This window comes from Flavobacterium hibisci (assembly GCF_020026925.1).
GTDB lineage: Bacteria > Bacteroidota > Bacteroidia > Flavobacteriales > Flavobacteriaceae > Flavobacterium > Flavobacterium hibisci.
The window spans coordinates 107,130-120,490 of sequence record NZ_JAIQDW010000015.1 but is presented as its reverse complement, the minus strand read 5'-3'; the positions used below and the strand labels follow the sequence as shown (position 1 = coordinate 120,490).

General features: G+C 33.9%; 9 protein-coding genes. 4 read left to right on the top strand and 5 right to left on the bottom strand.

Translation table 11 applies throughout. From position 1 onward, the window contains the following. Positions 1-156 precede the first annotated feature (156 nt). Positions 157-351 (bottom strand): hypothetical protein, encoded by a 195-nt coding sequence (locus K8B81_RS15495; RefSeq protein WP_223682469.1) that lies wholly within the window; start codon positions 349-351, stop codon positions 157-159. A 38-nt stretch (positions 352-389) separates the two neighbouring features. Next, on the bottom strand, positions 390-980 hold the full coding sequence (locus tag K8B81_RS15490; protein ID WP_223682468.1) for a DUF6934 family protein: 591 nt from the start codon (positions 978-980) through the stop codon (positions 390-392). Between the two features lie 541 nt (positions 981-1,521). Here K8B81_RS15490 and K8B81_RS15485 point away from each other — a divergent pair. The 4 genes from K8B81_RS15485 to K8B81_RS15470 all read left to right on the top strand — a co-directional run bounded on the left by K8B81_RS15485 (position 1,522) and on the right by K8B81_RS15470 (position 6,722). Beyond that, entirely contained in the window at positions 1,522-2,043 is a 522-nt protein-coding gene (locus K8B81_RS15485; RefSeq protein ID WP_223682467.1) for an RNA polymerase sigma factor, read from the top strand. 267 nt (positions 2,044-2,310) lie between these two features. Continuing rightward, positions 2,311-3,153: a FecR family protein gene (locus K8B81_RS15480; RefSeq protein WP_223682466.1), complete on the top strand. Its 843-nt coding sequence runs from the start codon at positions 2,311-2,313 to the stop codon at positions 3,151-3,153. Between the two features lie 102 nt (positions 3,154-3,255). Next, entirely contained in the window at positions 3,256-5,874 is a 2,619-nt protein-coding gene (locus K8B81_RS15475) for a TonB-dependent receptor (RefSeq protein WP_223682465.1), read from the top strand. A 5-nt stretch (positions 5,875-5,879) separates the two neighbouring features. Continuing rightward, complete coding sequence (locus tag K8B81_RS15470; protein ID WP_223682464.1) at positions 5,880-6,722, top strand: DUF4249 domain-containing protein; 843 nt, start codon at positions 5,880-5,882, stop codon at positions 6,720-6,722. Between the two features lie 82 nt (positions 6,723-6,804). Here K8B81_RS15470 and K8B81_RS15465 read toward each other — a convergent pair whose 3' ends face one another. The 3 genes from K8B81_RS15465 to K8B81_RS15455 form a co-directional block, all read right to left on the bottom strand. Beyond that, positions 6,805-8,109 (bottom strand): ATP-binding protein, encoded by a 1,305-nt coding sequence (locus tag K8B81_RS15465; RefSeq protein WP_223682463.1) that lies wholly within the window; start codon positions 8,107-8,109, stop codon positions 6,805-6,807. A gap of 206 nt (positions 8,110-8,315) precedes the next feature. Continuing rightward, complete coding sequence (locus K8B81_RS15460; protein ID WP_223682462.1) at positions 8,316-8,921, bottom strand: hypothetical protein; 606 nt, start codon at positions 8,919-8,921, stop codon at positions 8,316-8,318. 5 nt (positions 8,922-8,926) lie between these two features. Beyond that, a complete protein-coding gene (locus K8B81_RS15455) occupies positions 8,927-13,231 on the bottom strand; it encodes an eCIS core domain-containing protein (protein ID WP_223682461.1) in 4,305 nt (1,434 codons plus the stop codon). Between the last annotated feature and the right edge of the window lie 130 nt (positions 13,232-13,361).

The window sequence follows — 13,361 nt, the reverse complement described above, 5'->3', positions numbered from 1 at the left end:
TTTAAAGACTACTTTTGAAGCTATACACACACCGCAATTTAATTAAATTGCAAGAATTAGGAAAGCGAAAACTTTCCTTTTTTTTATGCCACAAAAAAAGCTGCCTCACTTTTGAGACAGCCTCTTTGTTCTTAAATAAAATGCTGTTATAAGGTACTATTTTTGCATTTTGCTTATTTTATCTATTTTTTCGGGAGAATCAAATACTCTTTCAAAAAGTTTACTTTTTTCTTTGGCAAACTTCTCTACGGCTTCTAACTCCTGGATAGTCATTTTAGGACGACCGGCCCAGAAGATAGTAGATTTTTCTATCTGTTTGTCTACTAAATTTTTTAATTGCTTTGCTGCCATAACGTTACAAATATACTATTTTTTTATTATTTCAATACTCACACGTTCTTTTTTAACTTAAGTAAAACAAATTGATAATCAGATGTTTTGGATGTATCGTATTTCTCAATGCTTTTTATTTCAATACTGTTGCTAAGTGATGTAAGATCTTTTTCCCTAATAGTCCTGAGACGTTCTCTTCCTTTTCGGTTTATGGTTTGTTTTTTTTCTATAAGCTTTATATCCTCTTCTGTTATACCTCCTGAAATCTCCATATATTGTTTTAGAAGGTTGATATTTGAAGAAATTTTTTGTTTGTACAAACGGTGTTTATGAAGTGTGTTTCCAAAAAACAAAATAGTATGATCAGGATTAGAGATGAAAAAATGAAGGATGCACATAAATACGGTAGCTAAAACCTCATCATAATCATTGTTGTTAATTTCAGCAAGATCATTAACAGTTATGGCATCTTCATGATTTTCCAGATTTCCAAAACCTACGCTGTACCAATTCAGTTTTTTATTTATAGGCGAAATGGAAACAATTTTCGTTATTTCCTGTATGCCTGCACTAATGAAACGAAATTGATAAACGTCATTAGTAATGCCTTCAAAATTATAGCTATACGCTTTCTCTAAAAAATCCAATTTAATTTATTTCAATTTATAAAGTAAATATAAATATCCAATTTGATTTATTAATCCTACAATAAGAAATTTATTATTTATTATAATTTGAAACTAACAGAAGGGCTTTACAGATGAGTCTAATGAATAAAAAAAACGACAACCAGAAACTAGATAGGATTCAATGTTTTTCCAAAAACAGTTCAGTGAATTGAATTTCTCTAGTTAGATTATCGTTTTCTTGTATATACGATTAAAAAGAATTTTTAGTTTTAAAACTTTTTAAAAGTTGTGTAAAAGTACAAAAATATTTAATTGTAGGATTTTTATTTTTAAATTATATGATAAAATTAAGTTTTAGACCAAAAAAAGCTATAGTTTAGGAGAAGACATAAGTATTAGTTATATTTTAAAATGACTTAAAAATTAATTTTCATATAAATTTTAAGAATAAATTTCTGTTCTTTGTACTCATTAGAATATCGCGAAATAACCGGAAGGTTCTAGGATTTGAATGCAATATTATTTTAGGCATTGAGTTATCTATTATCATGTTTATATTATGGACAACAGAGAGTTTATATTAAGTTTAAAAAAAGGCAATGAAGCTGCTTTTAAACAGGCTTATTTAAATTACTACGATAAATTGATAAACATTGCCAAAAGATTTAATTTTATAGTCCTTACTCCACAGGACTTTCTTCAGGAGACTTTTTTAAGGTTGTATGATAAAAGATCATTACTTAATGAAGATGTTTTATTTGATAAACAATTGTTTACAATATGCAAAAACATTATAATTAATCACGTTAACCGCGAAAATAAAATCATCCAGCTCGATCCTTCACAATTTCACCCAGAGCAGGAAGATACTGAAACAGGAATTTTTGAAGAAAGGCAGGAAAAACTACAAACTTTCATCAATCAGCTTCCTGAGCAGCAGCAAAAAATATTTACTTTACATAAACTGGAAAACCTTAGCTATAAGGAGATTGCAGCAATTACAGACCTTTCTGAAAAAACGATTGCTAATCATATTTATCTCGCCAGTAAATTTATTCGAAAAAAAGTCGAAAACGATTAGGAACTTTTTTGTTCTCGTTTGTTATATATAAAAACGAGAACAAAAATGCATATTGAAGCGTATAAAACGAATGTAAGAACAAAGAAGGATGCAAGTCTGATTGTTACCCTTTTGCAATTCATTATTTCTGATTGTATAATCAATTTTGATTTTAAAAACCGAGAAAGGATACTTAGAATAGAAACCAACAGAGACATTCAGGAAATGGTGTATAGTGTTTTTTCTAAGCAAGGATTTTATTGTAAAAAACTTAACCCATAAAAAGTCATGGATAAAGAAAAACTGGATAAGGAATTTGAAAAATTATGGAATGAAATTCCTTTTTCACATTCTGAGGATGAAAAAGAAGCTTCCTGGGGACAATTCCAGTCTAAAACCTTTGCTGCTAAAAAACCAAAGATTAAAATTTGGCGCTATGTGGCAGCAGCAGCAATTATCATTTGTATGTTGACAGGAACTGGCATTTATCTTAACAGAAGTCCATTACAGGATGCTTTTTACCTTACTTCAAATACAATTGAAAATACGACTGCTACAATAAAAATAGTTGCGCTACCAGATAGTTCTAGGGTAGAGCTTAGTCCGGATTCTAAAATTACTTATGGCAATAATTTTCAAACCAACAGAAAGATTGTAGTAGAAGGAGAAGCTTATTTTAAAGTCAAAAAAGACAAAAAACATCCGTTTCAGGTTTTTTGCAATGAAACGACAACTACTGTGTTAGGTACTTCTTTTACCGTTGAAGGAAATATAGGACGAGGAGTAACGGTTTTCCTTTACGAAGGAAGTGTGCAAATGAGTATAAAAGACCAGGACAAGAAATGGATACTTAAACCGGGAGAAAAATTTATTTATGGAAAAAATGTTGCTAAAGTTTTAGAATTTAACAGGTTTACAGATTTTGAAAACGAAAAATTAAGCGCTGTAAGTGATTATATAATGGCGAATTATGGCTATAAAATGATTATTCCTGAACAATACGATAATCAAAGAATTACAATCAGAATCAATAAAAAAGAAGATTTAAAAACAATTGTACAATTAATATCAGAAATGTATAACCTAAACTTTGAAATAAATGAAGATTTAAAACAGATTACTTTTCGATAGAAAAGAAAAAGGATGCACTAGCCGCGAAACTAAACATCCTCCTCATAGTCAGGGTAGTATAGAGCTATCCCATTTAATAATAATTCAAAAATACAAAAATTCATGAAGCATATAATTTCAACGTGCTTTTTTTTATTCAGTTTATGTATCTACTCCCAAACAATTACAGTCACAGTAGATCAAAATATGACATTAAAAGAAGTCTTTAAGCAAATTGAGAGCCAAACAGATTTTAAGTTTGCTTTTACAGATCAGATAAATACCAGTCAAAAGTATTTCGATCAAAAACATACTTATAAAAATATCGAAATAAAAGCACTTATTAATGAGCTTAACAAAAACAATTCGATTCAGTTTTCTATTGTCGGCAATAATATTTTCGTAAAGCAAAAAAATAGTAAACCCGCAACAGCCAAAAAAAAAAGCAAGTTAACCGGACAGGTTTTAGATGAGAATAAAGAGCCTGTTATTGGCGCCAATATTTTTATTAAAGAACTTGAAACAGGTGTTACAACAGATGGAAACGGAACGTTTTCATTAGAATTGAATAAAGGGACTTATACGGTTATCGTGAGTTATGTTGGCTTTAAAAATGGAGAAAAACTAATCACAATTTCTGATGATGAAAGAATAAACTTTATTATGAATGCAGACAGTCAGCAGCTGGAACAGGTGATTATTACCAACTCAAAAGCAGTTGATGTGAGAAATACGCAGATGAGTGTCAATAAACTTACAATGGAAGAAATTAAAAGAATTCCGGCTGCTATGGGAGAGCCGGATCCTTTAAAATCGATATTGACATTACCGGGAGTTACAAATGCCGGTGAGCTTTCTTCAGGTTTTAATGTACGTGGAGGTGCCGCTGACCAGAATTTAATTCTGTTGGACGGGGCTCCCGTTTATGGTGACTCTCACATGTTTGGTTTTTTCTCTGTTTTCAATGCAGATGTGATCAACGGACTTGATTTATACAAAGGGGGGATTCCTTCTAAATTTGGCGGAAGGGTTTCTTCTGTCCTTGATGTAAGTCAATTAACGGGTGATTTTGAAAATTACAAAGTAAACGGAGGAATTGGTTTAATATCAAGCCGTCTTTTGGTACAAGGTCCAATTAAAAAAGAAAAAGGTTCTTTTGTTTTGGGAGCGAGAACCTCATACGCCCATTTATTTTTAAAGCTCGCTGATAATAATAATTCAGCTATGTTTTATGATATTAATGCTAAATTAAATTATCGTCTTGGTGCAAATAATACGCTGGCGTTTTCCGGTTACTTTGGAAACGATGTTTTTGATATCAATGATCGTTTTTCAAGTACTTACGGAAATAGAATGGCGATTTTAAGCTGGAAGCATAATTTTTCAGAAAACTTAAATACTAATTTATCTGTTTTTTACAGTGATTATAATTTTAATCTTGGGATTTCAGCTGAAAATTTTGAATGGGATAATACCATAAAAAGTTATGGTTTTAAATATAACTGGAATCATACTGTATCTGAAAAGCTTAAGCTAAACTACGGAATTGATAGCCAATATTATGATTTTAACCCGGGAAGAGTGCAGCCAACAAGCCCTGATTCGCAGTTTAATTATAAACAGCTGGATAAAAAATATGCCCTGGAATCGTCTGCTTATCTTGATTTCGAACATCAGATTACAGAGAAACTGAATCTTCGTTATGGACTTCGTTACAGTATGTTTTATCGGTTAGGAGGAGAGGAAATCAGTACTTATGAAAACGGACAGGCAGTTGTTTACAATCCGCTTTATAAAATTTACGAAGATGGAACTCCTACCGGAAGTATATCATATAGAAGCGGAGAAACCATAAGTAAATTTAATAATTTAGAACCTCGTGCTGCATTATCATATGCTTTTAATGACAATACTTCTGTAAAAGCAAGTTATAACAGAATGGCGCAATATATTCATATTTTATCCAATACACAGTCACCATTGCCAATGAGTATATGGACACCAAGCGGACCTTTTACCAAACCACAGCTTCTGGATCAATATGCGCTTGGGTATTTCAGGAATTTCAGGGATAAAGATTATTCTTTAGAAGGGGAGTTGTTTTATAAAAACATTCAAAACCGGATTGACTATATAGACGGTGCAGATATACTGGCAAATAATAATATTGAACAGGTTATACTGAATGGTAAAGCCAGGTCTTATGGTATGGAATTATTATTCAGAAAAAACACAGGCAAGTTGACCGGATGGGTGTCTTACACATTGTCAAGAGCAGAGCAAAAAACTCCGGGAAGAACACCTCAGGAGCCAGGAATAGCAAATGGAGACTGGTATTTGTCAGGATACGACAAATTACATAATCTAAATATTGTGGCTACTTATCTGTACAGCCCAAAGTGGTCTTTTAATGCCAATTTTTCATTACAGTCGGGTCAGCCGGTAACGTATGCAAATGGGTATTATGAGTTTGGCGGAATCAAAATCCCGAATTTTTCATTGAGAAATGAAAACAGACTGCCACTTTTCCATCACTTAGACGTAGCAGCTACTTACACGCCTAAACCAGATAAAAAGAAAGGTTGGCAAAGCTACTGGGTGTTTAGTATTTATAATATCTACAATAGAAAAAATGCCGCTTCTATGACATTCGCGACAAATGAAGATACAGGTGCAAATGAGACCAGAAGACTGTCTATTTTTGGGATAGTACCTGGTGTTTCTTATAATTTTAAATTTTAATGAATATGCAAAGGCTTAAAAAATATATTTTTAGAAATAAAGTACTAACATTCTTAAGTGTTCTTTTTGTGCTGTTTTTTTCATCTTGTGAGGATACGGTAAACCTGGATTTAGAAACAGGTGAAACAAGGATAGTAGTAGATGCAGAAATTATCTGGCTAAAAGGTACATCTGGTAATGAGCAGACCATAAAAATCAGCAAAACAGCACCTTATTACAATAATACTACGCCAAAAGTTTCCGGAGCTCAGGTAAGAATTCAAAACAGCAATGGTGATGTTTTTACGTTTAATGAGACAGAACCTGGCACTTATGTATGTACTGATTTTGTACCTGTAATTAACATGGACTATACGCTTTACGTAAAAGCTGAAGGGCAAAGTTTTACAGCAGTGGAAAAACTGACTTCCGTAACACCAATTGATAAAGTAGATCAAAAGATAGTTCCCGATTTTGGAGGAGAAGATGTAATAGAACTTACTTTTTATTATAAAGACCCGGAAAATGAAACCAATTATTATCTTACAGATTATCAGAGCGATTTCCTTTTATTTCCGGAATATGAGGTAACAGATGACGAATTCTTTAATGGAAATGTAGTAAGTACAAGATTTTCAGACGAAGATAAAATGAAACCAGGAAAAACCGTTACTATTACACATCGCGGTATCTCTAAAAATTTCTATAATTATATGGATTTAATTCTGGAAATATACGGAGGAAATCCTTTTTCAGTTCCTCCAGGTAATATCAGGGGAAATATTGTAAATACAACTAATGCAAATGATTTTGCTTTTGGCTATTTCAGACTTTGTGAAGCTGATAGGGTAGCTTATCTGGTAAAATAAAAGATTACATTATTAGGTTAATTTGTAAGTACATCTGTCATTAAAAAAATTATTGGCAGATGTGTTTTTTTATAATATCTGGCTACATCATTTTTCCTTCTTTTACATATTCTTTTTTTATTCCCTGAAGAAGGTGATTGAGGCTAATGTTTTTATTTTCGTCTTCGAGTGTTCTCAGGCAGGCATATTGAATGATATTGACGATATTGGCACCGGTAATATCATATTTTTTTGAAAGTTCATTGAGGTTTACATCTTCAGCAATTTTAATTCCTTTTGGGAGATTGTTTTTCCAGAGCTGTAAGCGTTCAGTATACGAAGGCACTTCAAATTCAATTATAGATTGAAATCTTCGGGTGAAAGCCGCATCAATATTCGTTTTAAAATTTGATGCCAGAATGACCAGTCCCGGATGATTTTCAATTCGCTGCAGCAAATACGAAACTTCCTGATTGGCATATTTATCATGTGCGTCCCTGACATTGGTTCTTTTTCCGAAAACTGCATCGGCTTCATCAAAAAACAAAATCCAGTCTTTATCTGCTGCTTTGTCAAAAAGAGAAGCAAGGTTTTTTTCTGTTTCACCAATGTATTTCGAAATTATCATGGACAAATCAATTCGGTAAACATCCCTTTTAGTATATTTCCCAAGAAGTGAAGCCGTAAGTGTTTTTCCGGTTCCCGGTGCACCATAAAACATGACTCTGAAACCCGGTTTTATCTTAGCTTTCATATCCCATTCATGTAATAGAATTTCATTGAATTTAAGCCAGGTTTCTATTTCTTTAATTTGATTAAGGGTATTAGAATTGAGTACCAAATCATTCCACTCTAATTGTGTCTCAATTAATTGTGCTGGAAAATTACTGCTGAGCTGTGGTTTCAGGATTTTTCCGGTCAGGAATTTTTCGATGTATTCGTCTTCTAAAGTTAGCAGACCACTTAGTTTAGGTTCTCCCACAGGAACTAAATTTAGTTTAATGATTCCTTTTTGATAGAGAAAAGACTGATTGTATAAATAATTATAAAAGGCAATCCTTTCATCAAGATTATTTCCGGCAATTAAAAACTGAGCCGTTTCGCCCGTTGGCAAAATGCCACGATGATTTTTTGTTTTGATTCCGCCAAACTCAGGCAGTTCACCGCCATTGGGTAAATATTCAGCAATAATCGAACTCAAAAAATCAGGCTTCATGTGCGGAACCAAAGCTAATCCTAAAATAAGAATATCAATTTCAGTAAGATTATTTTCGATGATAAATTCATGTACAAAAACATTAGAATCAGGTTGATTAAATAAAGGTTTTTCCATCGGATTTTCAACTTGAAAAAGTGCATCAAGCTGAAATATGAATTGGTTTTTTAGGTATGTGAATACGTTTTCCATTTTATATTACTAATAATTCTTTTGAGAAAAAATCTATTTGATTGTTTAAAATTTCGGATTCTGTTTATTACAGCATTTCCCTTATGGAATTTTTATTATTTAGCCGTTACTCCAAAAAGATTTATTGCTGTTTTTTATTTTAAGCGAATTTTTTAAGAAGATCTTTCCCCTTATTAATTGTATTTACATATTATGAATTGAAGTTGTTAATTGTCTTGTGTAAAAATGATTTTTACTGAAGTTTGAATTTCTTCAAACCTGCCAATTAAAAAAAGTTCTTGCCAAGAAGTTAATCCTTTGGTTTCTATTAATTTATCGAAATATTCATTTATTGATAAATTTAATTTACTATATCCATATCCGGTTTTAAAATAATATAATTCATCTTTTATTAAATTATCGGTTTGTTTGAAAAATGTAATTTCTGTTTCATCAGAATTAAAATAATCAAAGGGTTTGGCCATTAACATAAACTTGTTTTGTTCTTCATCATTATTTTCGTTAAATCGCCTCATCCAATACTCTTGATAATTTTTCAGGTTTAAAAATTGTTCAATATCCACAATATTAATTTCACCAAATAAATTTAAATCTCCATTTGCTGAATCCCATTGTATTTCTAGACTTCCAATTTTATTGTAAAATGCTTTTATGGATTCTGCGATAATTATATTATTTTCTTCTTCTAAAAATTTAATATAATGTTCAGGATATCCTGATTTTATCGAATACTTAGTAATATTTATATTTTTGTTTGAAATGAGTTCATTAATTAAATCAGAAATTGCTAAGAAATAATTTTTGCGTTCCATAAATTCTAAATTTGAATTGTATATGTTGTTGTTCCTATAGTGATTGGTGTTCCACTTTTACTTGAAAGTAAAGTAAAATCTGTTGCCGCTACATTGCTTGAAAATTTCATTGAATTTGTTCCTTCTCCAGCTAAAATTCCATAAACAGTATTGAGTGAAGATGGACTGTAAGGTAAATTACTTAAAAATCTTCTAGAATATGCTAATTGTAATCTTCTGCCAACGCCTCTTCCAAATACTTCTATAAATTCGGATATAGAAGCACTTCTCAGATTTAATATCGCTGGTCCGGATGAACCAGAACTAGTCAGTGAAGGAGGCGGATTTATTAGTCCGGATGCCCATCTGTCAACCGATCCAATTGGCGTAGTTTGTCCTGTTGGCGTAACGCTGCATTCCTGCCATTCAATAGTTATATTGCTTGGGAAATTTTGCATAGGTGTAGGATGGTAATCAACTTTGGTTTCATATTTCAATACTTTGTCAGCATTTGCAGGATCCCTTAATTTGTTTAACGCTCTTTGTTCAATTTGTGCTGCAGGAGTATTAACTGAATTATCTGCAGGAACAAGATTATCCGGATCGCTTCCCGATCCATGTAATCTATCTGCTATAAGATGCATTCTGTTCCAGCTGCGAATATCAATTAATGAAGCTCTGTCTAATAGAGTTAAATGATCCCAGCCCGGAGGGAAATTTGCTCCGCGTCCAGGTGCTGACCCTACAGTATTACCCGGAAGAGTAGTTAAAGGATCAGCCTTAACAAGAGTTGGTCTTCCGTTTGATTTTGATGCTACTTGGAAATGTGTTGTAATTGCATTTTGACCTGGTGCAAGTCCTAAGGATTGTAAATCATCTTTAATCAATTTTAATTTATCTCTCAACTCACGTTCTTTAGTTTGTTTTGTTGCCGCTGGAGTTGCTGGGGTTGCATTTTCAAGTGCATAAAGCTCACCAATTACAACATTTGCTGCGTTATAGTTTAGTCTTACATTTGAAATTTTTGTTAATTTCTCAGTTTTTTGAGGACTATCAGGAGCCGCTTGGGCTTCTGTTTGTTTAGTATTTAAGAAGTCTTCAAAACGTTGTTTTTGACTATATATGTTTATTACCCTTTGCCCATTCTGCTCTTCTATTTTCATGGTGTGATTTTCTCCATTTGAAAATGTAACAGGCGTATTGAACCCTAACCAGCCAAAAATAGCATCTCGCGCATTAGCCCCCATAGCCATTACTCGGTCCAACAAAGCCATTCCTCTATCTACAGCCTGATTCACTAACCATGTTAAAGCTTCATCAACCATTTGGCGAACGGCAATAAGCATTTCTCCAACTCTGGCACCAATTCCGGTTAACCCAACCTGATTGGCTAAGAAACCTATGACGACAGGCATGGCTTGTCCCATGGTTCTTTCGAGATAATCTGCGGCTGTGGCGACATTGCCTCGGGCAAGATCGGCTACGCCATTGACAAACGAATTGACAACTTCGAGCATTTCTCGCAGGTATTTGATAAAACTTTGTATTGCATTAAAGAAAGCCATAGCACCGTTTATTACAGCCATGATTCCGGTTGGATCTAACATGCTTAAAAGCTTGGCCGTAACTCTGTTAACAATACGTTCCATGACAAAGTTTTTCACAGCATCGAGAACGGTATTCCATAGATTACTGAGCTGTTCTTGTATTTTATCCCAAATAGCCGCCATACCTCGTTCCTGAACATCTTTAATAAAGGTCCAGATACCTTCGAGTGTATTAATCATGCTTCGGATTTTGGCAACTCTAGCTGGCCCGATACGCGGATGTGCAGCTAGTTTTTCCCAGATTTTTTCCATCGAGATATTCAGTACTTCCATCACCCAGGTAATAACACCTTTTAATGAAAAATCGGTAAGTACCGGAATATTGGCATCTTTTAATTCACTCATCAGCCAGCCGGTAACACCATTGATTAGATGCGTTATGATATTGTCAAAGAACTGTACAAATCCTTGTTTAAGTGCTCGCAGTATATTTTTCAAGAAACCAATTGGATCTTTTTTGATATCATCAATGGCTTCTAATGCTCTTGTAATGATGTTTCCTATAAGATCGAATGGAAAATTCATAATCTCCAGAATAGCCACAATCACAATTCGGATAATTTCTGCTACAAAAGCAATCAGTCGATCAATAGGTTCTCCAAATTTTTCAATGATTCGCATGAAAGCATCTATCGGATTAACGAGGTCATCGATAGTCATAGAACCCCAAATGTCGGTAAACAATTGAATTATAGACTGCGGTGTCATGTTTAGTGTTGCTACTGCAGCTTCAATTTCGCCTGCGATTCTGGCTATTGCACCCGTTTCAACCATTTGGGCATATTGTTCTTCTCCGCCATCCATGAGGCTCATAAATCCTCGTATTAGATTTGGAATTGTACGAGGGACAGCTTCCTGTGTAAAAGGATCTTTTCCAATAATCACTTTAATGAGAGAATATCCTCTGACCGTTTTGGCCTGGTCAGAAAGCCATCCTAATAACGAATCTTTAACAAGCTCTAGTACTTTGAGTGCCACACCTGAAGCAAAATCCCAAACGCGCTGCAAGAATCCGCCAACCTGATCTGCCAGTGCTGAAAGATTGTCTGCAATGTTTGCCAGATTTGAAGGTTGAATAGCATCCCAGGCTGCAGTTATAAGTCCGCGAAGTTCCCCTAATAACGAATTGAAAGTTCCAACCTGAGTATCAAGCCAGTCAGCCGTTTTTTGCAGCGTACCTTTTTCACGCATTTGCTCCAGCTCTGTTTGCTTGTCTATAAGTATTAAGAAATCTTCTAATATTTCGACCGTTGTCGCATTAACTGCTTCATCGCGAAGCGGATCATATTTGATTATTTTTTTGATTAATGACCAGGCTTTGTTTTCTGCCAAAATAGGTTCGGCAACATTAATCAAAGCTTCTTTTATCCAGGTAATTACCTGATCTACTGTAGCACTTACGAAAGAGGTAATTCTGTTAACTAATTCCTCGAATTTTTCGGTAACTAAATCAATAATATCTGTGTAAGGAAAAGATACTTTGTCCCAAACATCTTCTACCATATCCAGAATACTGTCGATAGTTAATCCGAGTTCGCCTAGTTTTCCTTCAACCCAATCAAAAACCTGTTGCAGTATTCCGTATTCCTGAAGTTTATCGAATATGGCAGTTCCAAAAGGAATAAGTCCCATTAAACCTTCTACCAGATTAATTGGAGTTCGTTCTACATCAATCTGACGTAATGGATCATAACCAATAATAACAGTAAAAAGAGTATAGCCGGGAATGTGGCGTGCCTGATCAATTATCCAGTTAGGAACTAAATCGAGGAAAGAACCCTGAATCATTTCAGGAGCAGGGGAGACTGGTTCCGGTTTTTTTCTAATAGCGGCTCCCTGTTGTACGGTATGTGTCAATTCGTGGGCGAGTAAATGCTTGCCATCCTGCGAATTTGGATTGTATTTTCCTTCGTTAAAATAAATATTGTTTCCGGTTGCAAATGCCTGAGCTCCCAATTGCTTATTCATTTGAATAGCATTAGAGTCATTGTGTATACGAACATTACTGAAATCGGCTCCAATGCCGGATTCCATTTCAGTTTTTACTTTTCCGGATAGTGGAGAACCTCCGCCTTTACTGCTGTTTAAATTAGACTCTAAATTAGAATTATCGCTGGGATTGGCATCGGCACCAGCATTTTTTTGTATTTGTTTTTCGTCGTCTTTAGCTTGTTTCTCTTCTTCCTTTTTCTGCTGTATATTTTCATCTTCGCCTTTATTTTTGTTTTGGATTAAAGGTTTTGCTGCGAAGTTTGTTGTAGAGACAATTTCTGTTTTTTTGGCTTCTTTCTTATTCTGAATTGTCTCTTCTTTTTTCTGAATTAACGTTTTTGATGCAGAAAAAGCAGGATTAATTTCTCGCTTTTCAGTTATTCTGCTATCGAGTTTATTTTGGATTACTTCTTCTTTTAGCTGTACAATTGGTGTTATGGTTTGTAATGCAGTTTTTCGCTGAATTCCTTTATTTTGCTCTTCTTGTTTTTGAACATTTCCTGCCAGCTTTTTTTGCACTACCGGTGATGGCGAAAAGAAGTTATCTGGACTTGCCGTTTGTTTATTGGCAGCCACCTGGTCTGCAACTCTATCGGCTTCTACTTCAAATTTATCGTTAGATTTCCCTATATTTAATTTTGCCTGTACCCCAAAAAAAGATTCATTCCCCTTGTCATGATGTGACGCGGAGTGCGAAGGATTCGTATTTGTTTTTTTGGTTAGGACTGGCATATTTGATTATTATATTTTAACCGGTTGGGTGAAATTTATTTTTTTTCAATTCTGTCGCATCAACTTAGATAAAAATCTGTCTAAATCTGCTTTAATCTGTGTAAATCTGCGTGAAAAATTAATGCGCAAA